The sequence below is a fragment of the Bacillus sp. 204(2023) genome, from assembly GCF_037027505.1.
Lineage (GTDB): Bacteria > Bacillota > Bacilli > Bacillales > Bacillaceae > Bacillus > Bacillus subtilis.
Genome location: NZ_JAXCHE010000004.1, coordinates 13,258 through 30,594 on the forward strand (window position 1 = coordinate 13,258; position 17,337 = coordinate 30,594).

A 17,337-nucleotide genomic window follows, 5' to 3' on the forward strand; every position below is an offset into this window, starting at 1 on the left:
ATACCCATCGAGAAAAAACTAACAATCTTGTGAATGCCCCAGTGTTAGTTGATGCTCTGGCTGTTTCTCTCCGTGTGTGTTTTCATTCTTTCCTGCCAATACATCCATATGACAAGGACAAAACTGGCTAATGCCACCTCTGAAAGCGCCATAAACCCGATCGCGTACTGGCCTGTTGCCTGAAATACACTCGCCAATATGAGCGGAGGAAAAAAGCCGCCTAATCCGCCCATGGCAGACACAATCCCATTGGCAATCCCCGCTTGCTTCGAAAAATAGAAAGGCACCAGTTTAAAAACAGTCCCGTTTCCTATGCCTGAGCAGACGGCCACGGTTAATGATCCAAACGTATAAAGCCCGATTGTCGGCGAGAACGATAGGATAATGCCTGATAATGTAAGCCCGGCAAAAACAAACATCAAGATGCGGAGCGGGCTCATTTTATCAGCCAGGAATCCGCCCGCAGGCCTGAGCAGCGTAGAAACCGCAATAAAGCCAGCCGTCCGCAAGCCGGCATCTGCAGGATTCAGCCCAAAATGCTCCACCAGAAAGTTCGGCAGATAGATAGTGAAGGCGACAAAGGCACCGAACGTAATAAAATAAAACAGGCTCAGAAACCATAGCACATGATTTCGGTAAACGGCTTTGATTTGAGTCTTAACAGAAACTTTGACCTTCTTCTCATGCCTGTCGCCAAACAAAACGTGCAGTAAGGCAAAGACAGCCAGCAAAACCAGATACAGCTGCACGGTTGATTTCCACCCGACGGCTTGAGCGATAACCGGCGCTGCAAATGTCGTAACGGCTGTCCCGATATTTCCTGCACCGTAAATCCCATTGACGACACCGTGCTTTTCTTTCGGATAATATTTCGGGAGGGAGGTCACTCCAATGGAAAACACCGCTCCCCCGATCCCTAAGAAAAAGCCGCCCGCGATTAAATCAAACAGAGAATCCGCGATACTGATCCAAAATACAGGAAATAAAAGCAGGATGAAGCTGATCATAAACATCAGCCGCGCGCCAAACCTGTTCGTTAAATACCCTAAAGGAATGCGGAGAAGCGACCCGAGGATCACAGGAATCGCCGTCACCAAAGAAATCTCACCCTTGCTTAAATGAATATCTAATGTGATTTGGGAAATGAGTGATGAAATTAGCACCCAAACCATAAACCCTGCCACCAAGCTTAATGACTGTAACGATAATTGAATGTGTTGACGGTTGATCATTTGGCTTGCCCCTTTCAATGATTCAATAATCAGTCTTATCATACAAAAACTCGCCAAACAGGATTGTGAATTACATCACACGTTTTTCTCATAAAAAAGGACAAAGCCCGAAGACTTTGTCCTTTTGATCGTGATTACATTTTTTCCGGAGCCGATACGCCGATCAGCTGAAGCGCATTGTTCAGCGTAATTTGCGTTGCCTTCATTAAAGCCAGGCGCGCGCGGCTTTTCTCTTCATTTTCAGGGTCGATGACTTTCTCTGCGTTGTAGAAGCTGTGCAGAGCAGAAGCCAGATCATAAATATAGTTTGTGACACGGTGCGGAATTCGTTTTTCCGCTGCTTCCGCCACTGCCTCTGGGAAGCCGCCGATCGTTTTCAGCAGATCGTATTCTTTTTCTGATTGAATATGGCTGAAATCAAGATCTGCCACCGGTTTAAGTCCCTGCTCTTCCCCTTGGCGAAGCATGCTGCAAATACGGGCATGCGCGTATTGTGCATAATACACAGGGTTTTCGTTAGATGTTGATACAGCAAGATCTAAGTCAAAATCCATATGGGTGTCCGCACTTCGCATTGCAAAGAAGTAACGAACGGCATCCAAGCCGACTTCTTCAATCAGGTCACGCATCGTTACGGCTTTACCGGTCCGTTTGCTCATTTTCATTTTCTCGCCGTTTTTGTAAAGGTGAACGAGCTGAATGATTTCTACTTCAAGCGTTCCTTTTTCATAGCCCAGCGCTTCGATTGCCGCTTTCATACGAGGGATGTAGCCGTGGTGATCGGCACCCCAAACGTTGATAAGCTTATCAAAGCCGCGGTCAAGCTTGTCCTTATGATACGCGATATCAGGAAGCAGGTACGTGTACGTGCCGTCCTTCTTGATCAATACGCGGTCTTTATCATCGCCGAACGTCGTGGAACGGAACCAAGTCGCGCTGTCTTCTTCATAGACGTGGCCTTTTTCACGGAGCGCTTCAAGCGCCTTGTCGATTTTTCCATTTTGGTACAGAGACGTTTCTGAATACCACACATCAAACGGCACACGGAAGTTTTCCAAGTCCTTGCGAAGCTTTTCCAGCTCGTATTTCAGGCCGTATTCACGGAAAAACGCGAGGCGTTCACTTTCCTCTTCGTTAACGAAACGGTCACCGTATTCCTCAGCGAGACGCTTTCCGATCGCAATGATATCCTCGCCGCGGTAGCCATCCTCCGGCATCGGTTTTTCCAATCCGAGTGCTTCAAAGTAACGGACTTCAACAGAAAGCGCCAGATTGTTGATTTGGTTTCCCGCATCGTTAATGTAGTATTCGCGGCTTACATCGTAACCCGCTTTTGAAAGCACGTTGCACAAGGAATCGCCGACAGCCGCCCCGCGCGCATGCCCGAGGTGAAGGTCTCCCGTCGGATTCGCTGATACGAATTCTACCTGAACTCGTTCACCGTTTCCGATGTTCGTTTCCCCATATGCTTCCCCTGCTTCCAGTACAGACGGAATCAGCTTTGTTAGATATTGATTGTTCATATAGAAATTGATAAAACCCGGGCCGGCGATATCCAGTTTTTCAATCGAAGCCTTTCCTTTATCAAAATGAGCGACAATCTCTTCAGCGATTTGGCGCGGCGCTTTTTTTGCGACTCTTGCCAGCTGCATCGCCATATTCGTTGAGTAGTCGCCGTGTGTTTTATCTTTCGGTGTTTCTAAAACAACATTGGGAATCTGGCTTTCTTCAGCCAGTCCCGCTTTCAGAACGGCCGCTTTGATTTCTTCTTTCAGCACGTCCTTCATTTGTTCCGCAATGTTCATGCGTGAGTTCCTCCCTCATACGTGATCGTCATATTATGTAAATGCTCCTGCTCGTCTCCGACATGCATGTCATATGCGATGCTGATACGGCCTTTTTCTTCATCGAGATCAGATTGAATCGATTTTGTGCTTGTTTTCAGCTCAAGCTCACCAAATGACATTTTATATTTAGCAATTGTGGAAGCTCCCGTTACGAAACGCTGATTCATTTTGACAGCGCCTGACCTCATGACCAGGACTTCGCCTTCGCTTACTTTCACAATCGTTTTGACTTTGCCTAAGTCGTGTTCTTCATAATAAGATAGATACACTTTATTTTGTTTTACATAGTAAAATCCGGTGGTGCGGAATTCGATGACTTCTTGGTTTCCGTCATCCTCGATCACAGACTTCACATGGAGTGTTATCGGTGTCTCTTGCTTCATTCTGACACGTCCTTTTCATCATTCCACTTTGACTTGAATAGTATAATCATTCGGTTTGTAAACTTCAACTGCTTCTATCTTACCATCATTGCTCATCAGATTTGAAGATAAACCTCATAAAAAGCATTTCCTTATATAGAAGAGAAAATCATATCACTAATTACCTTTAGGAAATGTTACATTTTTCCGAAATCTATCATTTCCTTTTCACATTTTTTTCAAATTATATGTATTGAATTAGTAATTTGATAGTTTTAAGATAAAAGTACAACATAGATCTGCTAGAAAAACAAAAAAAAAGGGAGGATTCAATTATGAAAAAAGCTGTCATTGTAGAAAACAAAGGTTGTGCAACATGCTCGATCGGAGCCGCTTGTCTAGTGGACGGTCCTATCCCTGATTTTGAAATTGCCGGTGCAACAGGTCTATTCGGTCTATGGGGGTAAGGATCTCCCAAAAGGGCATAGTCATTCTACTATGCCCTTTTTAAGTAAATTACAATTTTTAACTAAAATCTACCTCTTGGATATACATACACAACCGTTTTTCATTTGAATCATATGTATAGGGGATGGTATTTTGTTTATAGAGCAGATGTTTCCATTTATTAATGAAAGTGTAAGAGTTCACCAGCTTCCTGAGGGCGGCGTGTTAGAAATCGACTACTTGCGCGATAATGTCTCCATTTCTGACTTTGAGTATTTGGATCTCAACAAAACGGCTTACGAGCTCTGCATGCGCATGGATGGCCAAAAAACAGCTGAGCAGATTTTAGCTGAGCAATGTGCAGTGTATGATGAATCACCGGAAGACCATAAAGATTGGTATTACGACATGCTCAACATGCTCCAGAACAAGCAGGTTATTCAGCTTGGAAACCGGGCCAGCCGCCATACAATCACCACGAGCGGAAGCAATGAATTTCCGATGCCCCTGCACGCCACCTTTGAACTGACGCACCGCTGTAATTTGAAATGCGCCCACTGTTATTTGGAAAGCTCACCTGAAGCGCTCGGCACCGTGTCGATTGAGCAATTCAAAAAAACGGCTGATATGCTGTTTGATAACGGTGTATTGACATGCGAAATCACAGGCGGAGAAATTTTTGTCCATCCAAACGCCAATGAGATTCTTGACTATGTGTGTAAAAAGTTCAAAAAAGTCGCTGTCTTAACAAACGGAACACTCATGCGAAAAGAGAGTTTGGAGCTTTTGAAGACTTACAAGCAAAAAATCATCGTCGGCATTTCTCTTGATAGTGTCAATTCCGAGGTCCATGACTCCTTTAGAGGGAGAAAAGGCTCTTTTGCCCAAACTTGTAAAACGATAAAATTGTTGAGTGACCACGGTATATTTGTCAGAGTCGCCATGTCTGTCTTCGAAAAAAACATGTGGGAAATCCACGATATGGCCCAAAAGGTTCGGGATCTCGGGGCGAAGGCGTTTTCTTACAATTGGGTTGACGATTTCGGAAGAGGCAGGGATATTGTCCATCCAACGAAAGACGCCGAGCAGCACCGCAAGTTTATGGAATACGAGCAAAATGTGATTGATGAGTTTAAAGATCTGATTCCGATTATTCCCTATGAGAGAAAACGCGCGGCAAATTGCGGCGCTGGCTGGAAGTCCATTGTGATCAGCCCGTTCGGCGAAGTACGTCCTTGCGCCCTCTTTCCAAAGGAATTTTCATTGGGAAATATTTTTCATGATTCCTATGAAAGCATCTTTAACTCCCCTCTCGTCCATAAACTGTGGCAAGCGCAAGCGCCGCGGTTCAGCGAACATTGCATGAAAGACAAATGCCCGTTCAGCGGCTATTGCGGAGGCTGTTACTTAAAAGGGCTGAACTCTAACAAATATCACCGGAAAAACATTTGCTCTTGGGCGAAAAATGAACAATTAGAAGACGTGGTCCAGCTTATTTAGGAGGGAAACGATTTGTCACCAGCACAAAGAAGAATTTTACTGTATATCCTTTCATTTATCTTTGTCATCGGCGCAGTCGTCTATTTTGTCAAAAGCGATTATCTGTTTACGCTGATTTTCATTGCCATTGCCATTCTGTTCGGGATGCGCGCGCGGAAGGCTGACTCGCGATGAGCATTTTGGATATACACGATGTATCCGTTTGGTATGAACGGGACAACGTCATCTTAGAACAAGTGGATTTACATTTAGAAAAAGGCGCCGTTTACGGGTTGCTTGGGGTAAACGGCGCCGGAAAAACGACACTGATTAATACGCTGACAGGCGTGAACCGCAATTTCAGCGGGCGCTTTACACTGTGCGGAATTGAAGCGGAGGCCGGCATGCCGCAGAAAACATCAGATCAGCTGAAGACTCACCGTTACTTCGCCGCCGATTATCCGCTGCTATTTACAGAAATTACGGCGAAGGACTATGTGTCTTTCGTCCATTCGCTTTATCAAAAGGATTTTTCAGAGCAGCAGTTTGCCAGTTTGGCCGAGGCCTTTCATTTTTCGAAATACATCAACAGGAGAATTTCGGAGCTGTCCTTGGGGAACAGGCAAAAGGTTGTATTGATGACAGGCTTATTGCTGCGCGCTCCCCTGTTTATTTTGGATGAGCCGCTCGTCGGTTTGGATGTGGAATCGATAGAGGTTTTTTATCAGAAAATGCGCGAGTACTGTGAAGCAGGCGGGACCATTTTGTTTTCTTCTCATCTGCTCGATGTCGTGCAAAGATTTTGTGATTATGCGGCTATTCTTCACAACAAACAGATCCAAAAGGTCATTCCGATTGGAGAGGAAACCGATCTGCGGCGGGAATTTTTCGAGGTGATCGGCCATGAATAACATAATCCCCATCATGTCTTTGCTGTTCAAACAGCTTTACAGCCGGCAAGGGAAAAAGGACGCCATCCGCATTGCCGCAGGCCTTGTCATTCTGGCCGTGTTTGAAATCGGGCTGATCCGCCAGGCCGGCATTGATGAATCGGTGTTGCGCAAAACGTATATCATACTCGCGCTTCTCTTAATGAACGCATATATGGTGTTTCTTTCAGTGACATCTCAATGGAAGGAATCTTATATGAAACTGAGCTGCCTGCTGCCGATTTCTTCACGGAGCTTTTGGCTCGCCCAGAGTGTCGTTTTGTTTGTCGATACCTGTTTGAGAAGAACTTTATTCTTTTTTATTTTACCGCTGTTCTTATTTGGAAACGGAACGCTGTCAGGGGCGCAAACATTGTTTTGGCTCGGCAGGTTTTCGTTTTTTACCGTTTACTCCATTATTTTCGGAGTTGTGCTAAGCAACCACTTCGTCAAAAAGAAGAACTTGATGTTTCTGCTGCATGCGGCGATATTCGCCTGTGTATGTCTCAGCGTCGCTTTGATGCCGGCCGCCACGCTTCCGCTTTGCGCGGTTCATATGCTGTGGGCGGTGATCATTGACTTTCCTGTCCTTCTGCAGGCGCCTCCGCAGCAGGGCAAGATGCATTCATTTATGCGGCGATCTGAATTTTCGTTTTACAAAAGAGAATGGAACCGATTTATCTCTTCTAAAGCGATGCTGTTAAATTACGCGGTAATGGCGGTATTCAGCGGCTTCTTTTCGTTCCAGATGATGAACACCGGCATCTTCAATCAGCAAGTGATTTATATCGTGATTTCCGCGCTTTTGCTCATCTGCTCGCCGATCGCCCTTTTGTACTCGATTGAAAAAAATGACCGGATGTTGCTCATCACGCTTCCGATCAAGCGGAAAACGATGTTTTGGGCGAAATATCGCTTTTATTCAGGCCTATTGGCAGGCGGATTTCTCCTTGTCGTGATGATTGTGGGTTTCATCAGCGGCCGTCCGATTTCAGTTCTCACTTTTTTGCAGTGCATTGAGTTGCTGCTGGCGGGAGCTTTTATCAGGTTAACTGCGGATGAAAAAAGGCCCTCCTTCAGCTGGCAGACGGAGCAGCAGCTTTGGAGCGGTTTCTCAAAATATCGGTCTTATCTATTTTGTCTTCCCCTATTCTTAGCCACATTAGCCGGCACCGCTGTATCCTTGGCGGTCATTCCGATAGCCGGTCTGGTCATAGTCTATTACCTGCAAAAACAGGATGGTGGTTTCTTTGATACAAGCAAAAGAGAACGGCTTGGAAGTTAACCTGCTGAAGACTCATCAATTTTCAACTATTTCAATCGCCGCGAGCTTTCTGAAACCAATCGAAAGCGCGGCGGAACCTGAGGAAGAAACAATTTATTTTTACGGCGCCGCCGCACACCTGAAGGAGCAAATCATTGACGCTTTTGGTTGTGCTGCCGGCAGCCGTTTCATGTACTCAGCGAATCTCTTTTTTGATCAGCAGCTGAAAACCTGCGGGACCCGTTTGATTCACCCATTATATAACGGGAATCTTCATGTTGACGCCCTGATGAAAACTTTTGCAGACTTGTCTTTCCCTTCTTCTCTTTCATTCGAAGCAGTTGAAAAGGCCAGGAATGAGCTGCTGTTGAAAATCGAAAAAAAATTCGCTGATCCCTTCTCCTACTCGGCGGCTCGCTTGGCTGAGGAGGTCTTCGGAAACCCGCTGTACGGTACAGGCATGTTTGGCCGGAAAAACAGGATAAAGGCGATTCATCCTAAACGGTTTCTCGACGCAACGGACTTTATCGTTGATTTAGTGTCCCAGCAAAAACAGCTGAACATATTGGGACAAGTACATGCATGTGATGTTCGGGGACATGCCCCGCAAACGTCCGCTGTAACGTCCGGAAGAATACCCGTAAACCGGCATGTTTTTGAAACAGAGTCACGCAGCGCTGCAGGTCCTTCCGTCTTGACACTCGGATTTGACTGCGGAGAGATGAAAGATGCCAGTGATTATATCAAAATACTGCTAATAGACGGATTACTGGGAAAGTACGGCCATTCCGCTTTATTCAAGCACTTCAGAGAGAAGGATCTGGCAGTCTATCACGTTATCACCCGTTACGATGTCATGAACAATTTGCTGCTTGTTTCAATATGTACAGATCAGCTTCATGAGAAAGACATTCCCCCGCGCGTTTTGGAAGCTGTCTCAGCTTTTCATACAGATGAGCGGGAACTAGAACAGGCAAAGCAGTTTTTACGCAATGAATTGCTGCTGCAATTCGATTCTCCCGAAGGTCTATTGGCCTATATGGGGATCCTGCGCCGCTTCTCCTGCACGAAAGAAGCCTTGCTGGATGGCATCTCAGCGGTTACATGCCGTGATGTATTGCAATTCATAGCGACCATCAATTATATCGGAGCTCATGTAGTAAGGGGATGAAGAGATGGAAAAGAAAGCCTTTTTTCAACAACTGGATGAACGAACCGATATCAGATACACAGACAGCGGACTAAAAATATTCAGATTGAAATTCCCCCGCGCCCACCTGCGGCTGTGCAATGTAAAAATCGATTTTGGAAGCCGGGATGTATGTATACGGGCAGAAACCGGTGATACACTGCTTCCGTATGGCACAGCGCATTTTTTAGAGCATCTTCTCTTCTGGCATAACGGCCGCAATCTGTACAGTGATTTTTTTGCGCATGGCGCGCTTTTAAACGCATTCACTACCTACACCGATACCAATTTCATGTTTACCTCATTACCGGATCGGCTCAGACAAACGATCCCCATCCTGCTTGATGCTTTATGGAACCACTCATTTGACAAGAAGATTGTCGCTCAGGAAAAAGCTGTGATTACAAGCGAAATTCAAACAGCACACCTTAACTATCAGCTCTCATATCATTATCAGCTGATCAGCATGCTTTCTCCCTCCTCACCAGCTGCCGTTTTCCCCGCAGGCAGAATCGAAGATATTGAGGCGCTTGACATCAATGATTTACAAAAAGCCTATAAGGCTGCCTACCAAGCCCATCGGATGACGCTGTTTTTGATTGGGGGCTCAGAAAATACAGAAACGCTTTTGCCTCCTCACCTCCAGCTGGAAAAGCGTCCGGATTATCATGCTGAAAGAAAAATCATCCCGGCATGCCCTCCAGCCCTCTCACAAAAAATGGTGCTGGGTGATGAGGAGCGGATGGAAGATACCTGGACCGGATTACAGATCGGCGCACTTCCCGGGCAAAACGATCTGTTGTCGATAAAGCTTTATTGGGATATCGCGGCTCGTATTCTATTTCAATTCGATTCACCGTTTTTTCAAGAGATTCAGCAAACGTACTGTCTGGAAATCGATCGCTTGTCAGCCGAGACTTATATATATGAGGATGGCGGTTTCTTGATCCTTCACAGTCAAGGGACCCATTCTTCAGCTTATATCGATGTGGCTTCATACTATGTCACACAGAAGAAAGAACAGGTTGCCGCCTGGCTTCAATACGGCAAGGACTCTTTGACAGACGCGATCATTTATGACAGCGATTATGTGCGTAAATGCTTCGAGTGGGCAGCCGAGTGTGACAGGTGCGATTGCTCGTTTCTTGACATGTACCACATCATTCAAGATATGGATGCGCAGGTTTTCTTGTCTCTCATTGATGCAATTACATCTTCTAACAAAGCGATCATTCACGTTTCTCAGAAAGAGGCGATCAGACAATGAAAAAAAACACTGTCTTTACCCTTTTATTGCTGCTTATAGGTATGGCGGCTTATTCCTTCGGCTGGGTTCAGGCCTTTGCCGAAGCCGCCGCCCAATATGTACAGATGATCAACAATGATGCTGTGCGGCTCGGACTGCTGGCTTGTACCGCTGCCCTCCTGATGCTGCCTGCTTTTCTCTATCTTCATTATGTCACCCAATCTGTGAAAAACATGACAGCAGCTTTTCAGAAACTCACACAGTCTCATCAAAGCTGCTGTGACTTTCAGCAACACAACTTGTGCAGCCGATATGCAGAAGACGTCAAATCGCTGCGTGACAGCTATAAAAACGTCCGCCAAACATACGTGATGGCTGCCGTGTTGTGCCAAGTCATCATATTCGGCTGCATGTTCGAAATCGTTAAATCCGTCCCTTTCCGCCTTCATACGCCCCCTGCCTTTTCAATGGGACTTGCGATGCTACTGATCCTGTATTTATTGTTTTGCATGCGAACGTATTTGCGGCAGCTTTTCCGGCACGGCAGCCTGTTCAGAAAAGTGTTTGCGGGAGTGCTGGCAGCAGCCGGGATTTGGTGGATGCTCAGTTTCTCTATAAGTGAACTGCTGTTTCTGATTATCCTGGCTGCCATTCAGCAAATCGGATCATTTATTTATAAACGATTCTCTTATCACAGCACCGCTTCTCTTGATCTATAAAATAGCTACATCGCAATCGCAGACGGACCCGCGCCAACCGTAATCACCGTCACGGCTGTATAATCACTTGTGCGGTACATGGTCACAGCATTGTCGTTGGGCTGTGCCGCATAAATATACTGTTTGTCCGGCGTTACGGCGAGGTCAAAGGCGCCGGGGAGAGACACGTTTGCAATGATCCTCTGTCTGGCCGTATTAACTACATATAAGTTATTAATGAGAAACGGTTCACTATATGGCTCTAGAAAATAAGCTCTAGTACTATCGAGAGAAAATACAATCGTCATCAGCGTTTCAAATAAACGGCTGAAGTCCCCTCCCCTGCTTAATGGAGACAAACTAATCTCCGTTACACCTTTCGGCCACAACTCACCATTCAACACGTACGCAAAATTTCCAGCGTAAGGAGTTGCAATTAAACTGGGAAATTCAAATGAATCTATGATACTTTCTACCAACTGCCCAGTATTTACATCATATTTATCAACCGACCAACTGCTTCCATTAGCGGTATAGACATACTGTCCATTCGGATCAAGAGCAAAGTCTAAAGCGCCGGGTATCGGAATGACATCAATGACCGATTGAGAGGCCGTGTTAATCACATATATAGATCCGGCGGCCATCACGTATGCGAACTCATCTGTTGGATCAAATTCGATCTTTCTCGGCCCTCCTCCAACAGTAATGGTATTTATGATGGTTAATGTTTTATTATCAATCACTGAGACAAGGTTGGTATTTCCATGGAGGACATACGTGAATGCTTTATCGAAAGTAACGCCTAGATTAGTTGGCACGTCAGAAAAAGGGATTGTTTTTACAACAGTGTTTAAATCTGCATCAATAACCGAAACCGTGCTGTCTCCAGTATTGGCAGTAAACACATATGATTGAGGGTCTGGCGATGGCGGTAAAACAAGTGTCCCGGCCACCGTAAGCGGACTGCCGTAGAAAGGCGGTACAATGAGAAGATCTTCCACTGTCATTTGACTAAAATCAGGACAGCGGCCAGACTGTGCTGCATAATAAACAACTTGATCAATCTCTTCAGTATGAATCACAGAAACCGCCCCATTGCCTTGTCCATATTGATTTCGCACAGGCGACACACTGACAAGAAGCGTAATGGTCCCTTGTACTCTCACAGCATATCGAACACCGATATCTTCTGGTTCCGGCCCAGTCTGGATTAAGCAAGGCTCACTGATACAGGACAAATTGTCTGTACTCCATGTAACAGCCGCTGACGTTTCGGCCGTATCAACCTTGAAGCCCTCAGGGATATCTATCGGCACTTGAAACGGCGCTTCCCGGCTAATTTCCTCATCACAAAAACAGAAACAATTTTCCTGTAAAGCAGAAAGATCATTCTTTTTCATGATTTCACGTCCTTTTAGAAATGCACAACATGCAGCGGTTAAATCGTAATGGCACCCGGTGAAACCCCAAGAGATATCACAGTTTCCACAGAATAATCATCCGTGTTGTAAACAGTGATATTCTGTTCTAGAACATGAGTTGCATACAGAAATTCGCCATTCGGGGTAAACGCAAAGTCTCTTGCCGACTGTGGAACATTTCCTATAACGCCTGCTCCATTTGGACTGACAGAATATAAATTGCCAGTGAAGCCGTCATGTAAATACACCTCTGTTCCGCTCGTAAACATTCGATATTCCCCTTCATACTCCAGCTCTTGGGTGCTGCTGATGGTAAACGTATTTAAATCAATAACCGTCAAATAATTAAAAAAGAATTCTTGTTCTAATACATAGGCATACCGCTCCGGCCAATTTGTTTCTATGGTTGATACGATAAGCTCTCGTTCAATTGTTCCTGTGACTTCACCGGTAGTTAGGTCCACTTTTTGCACTATACCAAAATTTAGAACATAGGCGAATAACCCATTGGGGTCGATTGCAACATCAAACCCTTCTACAGGAATCGACCTATCCACAGTTAACGTATCAATTCCAATCACATAAACCGCAGTACCGGTGAAAACATAAGCAAACTCATGATTAGGGATAAATCTAATCAATCGAGGCGGCTGATCCAGCAATATAGTTGCTGTCACTGTTAATGTGTCATAATCGATGACAGAAATCACATTATTGTTGGGATGTAAGACAAACACAGCGCTTTTATCTGGCGTAATTTCAATACCTGCCGGATTGTACGGAAGAGCAATCGTTGTCACAACAGTATGGGTGTTTGTATCAATCACAGAAACTGATTGATCATTTGGATTCGCTGTAAACGCGTAGACGGGTTCCGGCTCCGGTACAAGCACAATCGTCCCCGTCACCGATAAAGGACTGCCGTAAAACGGCGGAACAACAACAAGGTTCTCAATCGTGATGTCACTGATATCCGGGCAATCATCCGGTTCATCGGAATAATAGACGACTTGATCGATTTCTGCATTGTGAATGACGGAAACAGCCCCGTCCCCTTGTCCATATTGATTTCGCACAGGTGAGACACTGACGAGTAGCGTAACGGTTCCCTGCAGGCGCACTGCAAATTGAACACCGACCTCATCAGGCTCTGGCCCCGTTTGAATTAAGCAACGGTCACTGACACAAGAAAGGCTGTCTGCATTCCACGTCACGTTTGCAACAGCTTCAGCCGGATCAACGACAAATCCTTCAGGTAATTCAATCGGCGCTTGAAACATGGCTTCTCGGCTTGCTTCTCCCTCACAAAAACATAAGCACTCTTCTTGTTCTGCTCCTGCTTTTTCTTTAAAGGAAAGCTTATTTTTTCTCATTCCTTCACTTCCTTTTCAGACATACACTGCTCACGCAGATATAACAGAATATGGAAGAGTAACGTGTTTGCTTGTACAAATTGCTGAGGGTAAACGCTTCTTTTTGAAAATATATCTCCAAACATGCGGTGTAACGAAAGAAAAAATTGCGGTTTTTTTGCGCTTCTCACAAGAATGTTGATGATAAAATATGACATATATAGAATTATGAAGGGAGGGATTTGCAAACGTGACAGGTGTCATATCTTCTTCTTCCATCGGAGAAAAGATTAACGAATGGTATATGTACATACGCCGATTCAGCATACCCGATGCAGAATATTTGCGACGAGAAATTAAGCAAGAGCTGGATCACATGGAAGAAGATCAAGACCTTCATTTGTACTATTCACTGATGGAGTTTCGGCACAACCTGATGCTTGAGTACCTTGAACCGTTAGAAAAAATGAGGATTGAGGAACAGCCGAGACTGTCTGATCTGCTGCTTGAGATTGATAAAAAACAGGCTCGTTTAACTGGTCTGCTTGAGTACTATTTTAATTTCTTCAGAGGCATGTATGAACTGGATCGCCGTGAATATGTATTAGCCATTCAATTCTTTAAAAAAGCTGAGAGCAAGCTGGTTTTTGTCAAAGATAAAATCGATAAAGCTGAATTCTTTTTCAAAATGTCAGAAGTCTATTATTATATGAAACAAACTTATGTCTCCATGGACTATGCACGTCAAGCATTCGAAATATACAGTGAACAGACTACATATGATATCAGAATGATTCAATGCCAGTCCTTATTCGGAGCCAACTTTTTGGATTTAAAACAATACGAAAAAGCAATTGCCCATTTTCAAAAAGCCTTTACACTTGCAAAAACAGAGCAGCAGCCCCAATTAATGGGAAGAACACTTTATAACATAGCACTCTGCAAGCAAAACCAAAACAGTTTTGAATCAGCGATAGAGTATGTAAAAAAATCTATTCAAGTATTTGAAGGATCTAAAATGCTTCCTTCATTGCCACAAGCTTTTTTCCTAATTACACAAATTTATTTTAAATTAGGTAAGATTGATAACGCCTGTGAATATCATAAAAAAGGAAAAGAGTATTCTGCAGCTGCGGGAGATACCGTGTATCTAACAGAGTTTGAATTTTTGGAATCTTTATACTTGTCTGGACCGGATGAGGAACGGATAGAAAAATGTTTTGTTTTTCTTGAAAGTAAAATGATGTATGCAGATATTGAGGACTTCGCACTTGATGTTGCTAAATATTATCATCAACAGGAAAATTACAAAAAAGCATCTCATTACTTTTTAAAGGTTGAAGAAGCAAGACAGCACATTCAAGGGGGGGTGAATTTATATGAAATGGAAGTATAAATTATTACTCGCTTGTTTAGCTGTGAGTGCTGTATTTATCACAGTCGAAGTATCAAATTCATCAACAGAACATTTTGATGTTGCGCAACGCGCCATGATCTAAACCGCCGTCCATCGGCGGTTTTTTGTCTCCTCTTTACCCAGTCTCCCAATCCATGCTATGATCTTTTCAATAATCTTGAAGAGAGTGGAAATGAAGCATGTCTCTGGAAAGTGTGAAAACCCACTTTACACAGTGGAATGGAGAAAATGATGTGACGGAGTTCGAAACGTCGAGTGCGACCGTTGAACAGGCAGCTGAGACAATCGGCGTAAGCCTGTCTAGAATCGCCAAGTCCCTGTCCTTCAGAGGGGAAGGAGATCAGGTGATTCTGATTGTGGCAGCGGCGATGCCAAGATCGACAACAAAAAGTCCAGGCAAACATTTGGCTTTAAAGCAAGAATGCTCTCTCCTAATGAGGTGCTGGAGCAGACAGGCCATGAAATTGGAGGAGTTTGCCCATTTGGATTGGCTCATGATCCTGAGGTTTATCTTGATGTATCGCTGAAACGGTTTCAGACTGTTTTCCCCGCATGCGGCAGCAGAAACTCCGCTATTGAATTAACACCGAAAGTATTATCCGAATTTTCTTTCTCAAAAGTGTGGATTGATGTTTGTAAAGACTGGGAATAAAAAAACATCCAGACATCGTCTGGATGTTTACTTATTTCACAAACCCAAGCAGCATTTCACGGATGATTTTGCTGGCTGTGTTTGCCGTTTGCTCTGAGTGGTCATACACCGGTGCGACTTCCACTAAATCAGCGCCCTTTACGTTTACCTCTGAACGCGCAATTTCATGGACGGATGCAAGCAGTTCTTTAGACGTGATGCCGCCGGCGTCAACCGTTCCTGTACCCGGTGCGTGTGCAGGGTCTAATACGTCAATGTCAATTGTGACATAAACCGGACGGCCCGCCAGCTTCGGAAGCACCTCTTTCAGCGGTTCAAGCACTTCAAATTTTGAGATGTGCATGCCGTTTTCCTTCGCCCATTCAAACTCTTCTTTCATGCCGGAACGGATTCCAAATGAATACACATTGTGCGGTCCGATCAATTCTGCCGCCTTACGGATCGGCGTGGAGTGAGAAAGCGGTTCTCCCTCATAATCAACACGAAGATCTGTATGTGCGTCAAAATGGATAATCGCAAGGTCTGGGTATTTCTTGTACATTGCTTTAATGACAGGCCATGACACGAGGTGCTCCCCGCCCATACCCATTGGGAACTTCCCTTTTTCTAAAATGCTGTCCACGTACTCTTCAATCATATTAAGGCTTCGCTGCGGATTTCCGAACGGCAGCGGAATGTCGCCGGCGTCAAAGAAGTTCAAGTCAGCCAGATCGCGGTCTAAATATGGGCTGTATTCCTCAAGGCCGATTGACACCTCACGGATTCTGCTTGGACCAAAGCGTGAGCCCGGGCGATAGCTGACTGTCCAGTCCATCGGCATGCCGTAAAGAATGGCGTCCGCCTCTTCCCACTCGGGACGGCTCGCGATAAATACTTTTCCTGAATAAGCTTCATCAAATCTCATCTATAATACCCTCGCTTTCCTGTAAAAAAGCGCAAGATTCGCTCCTGCGCCATACCTTCATTATTTAATCAGGTCACTCACAAATTTCGGCAGAACAAACGCCGCTTTATGAATATCTTTTGTGTAATATTTCGTCTCAATATCGAAGAAACGGCTGTCTTCCACTGCAAGCGGATCATATTTTTTCGAGCCAATTGTAAATGTCCACAAACCGCTTGGATATGTCGGAATGTTCGCCGTATAAAGCTTCGTAATCGGGAAGATTTCCTTCACGTCGCGCTGTACATTTGTGATTAATTCCGGTGTAAACCATGGGTTGTCCGTCTGCGCGACAAAAATGCCGTCTTCTTTCAGCGCTTTTGCGATTCCTGCGTAGAATCCTTTTGTAAACAGGTTTACAGCCGGTCCGACTGGTTCAGTTGAATCTACCATGATGACGTCGTATTGATTTTCAGATTTTGCAATGTGCATAAATCCGTCATCTACCTGCACGTCAACGCGCGGATCATCCAGTTTGCCTGCGATAGAAGGAAGGAACTTTTTAGAGTATTCGATCACCTTGCCGTCAATATCTACAAGTGTCGCTTTTTTCACGCTTGGGTGCTTCAGGATTTCTCTGATAACGCCGCCGTCACCGCCGCCGACTACGAGAACGTGCTCCGGATTTGGGTGCGTAAATAATGGCACATGCGCTACCATTTCGTGATAAACGAATTCGTCTTTTTCAGATGTCATCACCATGCCGTCCAAAAACAGCATGTTGCCGAACTCTTCTGTTTCCACCATTTCTAAATGCTGAAACTCCGTTTGTTCTGTATGTAACGTTTTGTTAACCTTCATCGTAATGCCAAAGTTTTTCGTCTGCTTCTCTGTGTACCAAAGTTCGCTCAATTGT

19 protein-coding genes and 1 pseudogene are annotated in these 17,337 nt (G+C 44.8%); 12 read left to right on the top strand and 8 right to left on the bottom strand.

Annotated features, from left to right (window positions below; genetic code table 11):
* Positions 1 to 44 precede the first annotated feature (44 nt).
* The 3 genes from narK to WA279_RS09630 form a co-directional block, all read right to left on the bottom strand.
* A complete protein-coding gene (gene narK, locus WA279_RS09620) occupies positions 45 to 1,232 on the bottom strand; it encodes a nitrate transporter NarK (protein WP_041518101.1) in 1,188 nt (395 codons plus the stop codon).
* A gap of 134 nt (positions 1,233 to 1,366) precedes the next feature.
* Positions 1,367 to 3,037, bottom strand: a complete 1,671-nt coding sequence (argS, locus tag WA279_RS09625; protein WP_336155254.1) for an arginine--tRNA ligase — start codon at positions 3,035 to 3,037, stop codon at positions 1,367 to 1,369.
* Positions 3,034 to 3,462, bottom strand: coding sequence for a DUF1934 domain-containing protein (locus tag WA279_RS09630; RefSeq protein ID WP_003243604.1), 429 nt, complete (start codon positions 3,460 to 3,462; stop codon positions 3,034 to 3,036). Before WA279_RS09630 ends, argS begins: the two co-directional genes overlap by 4 nt.
* 314 nt (positions 3,463 to 3,776) lie before the next feature.
* Here WA279_RS09630 and sboA point away from each other — a divergent pair, with 314 nt between their 5' ends.
* From sboA to albG, 9 genes are read left to right on the top strand one after another with little or no spacing between them, the layout of a single operon-like run.
* Positions 3,777 to 3,908: a subtilosin A gene (gene sboA / locus WA279_RS09635; protein ID WP_003222002.1), complete on the top strand. Its 132-nt coding sequence runs from the start codon at positions 3,777 to 3,779 to the stop codon at positions 3,906 to 3,908.
* The gene (gene sboX, locus WA279_RS09640; RefSeq protein ID WP_010886632.1) at positions 3,865 to 4,017 is read left to right on the top strand and encodes a bacteriocin-like protein SboX; all 153 of its coding nucleotides are present in this window, start codon (positions 3,865 to 3,867) and stop codon (positions 4,015 to 4,017) included. The genes sboA and sboX overlap by 44 nt, the downstream gene beginning before the upstream one ends.
* A 24-nt stretch (positions 4,018 to 4,041) precedes the next feature.
* The gene (albA, locus tag WA279_RS09645) at positions 4,042 to 5,388 is read left to right on the top strand and encodes a subtilosin maturase AlbA (RefSeq protein ID WP_024573031.1); all 1,347 of its coding nucleotides are present in this window, start codon (positions 4,042 to 4,044) and stop codon (positions 5,386 to 5,388) included.
* 12 nt (positions 5,389 to 5,400) lie between these two features.
* Positions 5,401 to 5,562 carry an antilisterial bacteriocin subtilosin biosynthesis protein AlbB gene (gene albB, locus WA279_RS09650; RefSeq protein ID WP_003222006.1) on the top strand — a complete coding sequence of 54 codons (162 nt, stop codon included), beginning with the start codon at positions 5,401 to 5,403 and terminating at the stop codon, positions 5,560 to 5,562.
* Positions 5,559 to 6,278, top strand: coding sequence for an ABC transporter ATP-binding protein (locus tag WA279_RS09655; protein WP_003227564.1), 720 nt, complete (start codon positions 5,559 to 5,561; stop codon positions 6,276 to 6,278). The genes albB and WA279_RS09655 overlap by 4 nt, the downstream gene beginning before the upstream one ends.
* On the top strand, positions 6,271 to 7,581 hold the full coding sequence (gene albD / locus WA279_RS09660) for an antilisterial bacteriocin subtilosin biosynthesis protein AlbD (RefSeq protein ID WP_336155256.1): 1,311 nt from the start codon (positions 6,271 to 6,273) through the stop codon (positions 7,579 to 7,581). Before WA279_RS09655 ends, albD begins: the two co-directional genes overlap by 8 nt.
* Entirely contained in the window at positions 7,571 to 8,731 is a 1,161-nt protein-coding gene (albE, locus tag WA279_RS09665) for an antilisterial bacteriocin subtilosin biosynthesis protein AlbE (RefSeq protein WP_327828708.1), read from the top strand. Before albD ends, albE begins: the two co-directional genes overlap by 11 nt.
* A 4-nt stretch (positions 8,732 to 8,735) precedes the next feature.
* Positions 8,736 to 10,016, top strand: a complete 1,281-nt coding sequence (locus WA279_RS09670; RefSeq protein WP_336155258.1) for a M16 family metallopeptidase — start codon at positions 8,736 to 8,738, stop codon at positions 10,014 to 10,016.
* Positions 10,013 to 10,714 (top strand): antilisterial bacteriocin subtilosin biosynthesis protein AlbG, encoded by a 702-nt coding sequence (gene albG / locus WA279_RS09675; protein ID WP_336155260.1) that lies wholly within the window; start codon positions 10,013 to 10,015, stop codon positions 10,712 to 10,714. The genes WA279_RS09670 and albG overlap by 4 nt, the downstream gene beginning before the upstream one ends.
* 5 nt (positions 10,715 to 10,719) lie before the next feature.
* Here the strand turns inward: albG and WA279_RS09680 are convergent, their stop codons facing one another.
* The 3 genes from WA279_RS09680 to WA279_RS09690 are packed head-to-tail and all read right to left on the bottom strand — an operon-like array spanning position 10,720 to position 13,717.
* On the bottom strand, positions 10,720 to 12,096 hold the full coding sequence (locus tag WA279_RS09680) for a YncE family protein (protein WP_336155262.1): 1,377 nt from the start codon (positions 12,094 to 12,096) through the stop codon (positions 10,720 to 10,722).
* A gap of 38 nt (positions 12,097 to 12,134) precedes the next feature.
* Positions 12,135 to 13,490 (bottom strand): YncE family protein, encoded by a 1,356-nt coding sequence (locus WA279_RS09685; RefSeq protein WP_336155264.1) that lies wholly within the window; start codon positions 13,488 to 13,490, stop codon positions 12,135 to 12,137.
* Entirely contained in the window at positions 13,487 to 13,717 is a 231-nt protein-coding gene (locus WA279_RS09690; RefSeq protein WP_041334639.1) for a hypothetical protein, read from the bottom strand. The genes WA279_RS09685 and WA279_RS09690 overlap by 4 nt, the downstream gene beginning before the upstream one ends.
* A gap of 2 nt (positions 13,718 to 13,719) precedes the next feature.
* On the opposite strand from WA279_RS09690, the gene WA279_RS09695 reads away from it, so the two are divergent.
* The 3 genes and pseudogenes from WA279_RS09695 to WA279_RS09705 all read left to right on the top strand — a co-directional run bounded on the left by WA279_RS09695 (position 13,720) and on the right by WA279_RS09705 (position 15,538).
* On the top strand, positions 13,720 to 14,865 hold the full coding sequence (locus tag WA279_RS09695; RefSeq protein WP_063334827.1) for a response regulator aspartate phosphatase: 1,146 nt from the start codon (positions 13,720 to 13,722) through the stop codon (positions 14,863 to 14,865).
* Complete coding sequence (locus WA279_RS09700) at positions 14,849 to 14,968, top strand: PhrC/PhrF family phosphatase-inhibitory pheromone (protein WP_014665774.1); 120 nt, start codon at positions 14,849 to 14,851, stop codon at positions 14,966 to 14,968. Before WA279_RS09695 ends, WA279_RS09700 begins: the two co-directional genes overlap by 17 nt.
* A gap of 97 nt (positions 14,969 to 15,065) precedes the next feature.
* Positions 15,066 to 15,538, top strand: a pseudogene (locus tag WA279_RS09705) (YbaK/EbsC family protein).
* Between the two features lie 31 nt (positions 15,539 to 15,569).
* Here the strand turns inward: WA279_RS09705 and speB are convergent.
* Together speB and speE are read right to left on the bottom strand one after the other, a co-directional pair.
* A complete protein-coding gene (gene speB, locus WA279_RS09710; protein ID WP_336155266.1) occupies positions 15,570 to 16,442 on the bottom strand; it encodes an agmatinase in 873 nt (290 codons plus the stop codon).
* A gap of 60 nt (positions 16,443 to 16,502) precedes the next feature.
* Positions 16,503 to 17,333, bottom strand: a complete 831-nt coding sequence (gene speE, locus WA279_RS09715) for a spermidine synthase (RefSeq protein WP_003227543.1) — start codon at positions 17,331 to 17,333, stop codon at positions 16,503 to 16,505.
* Positions 17,334 to 17,337: the final 4 nt, after the last annotated feature.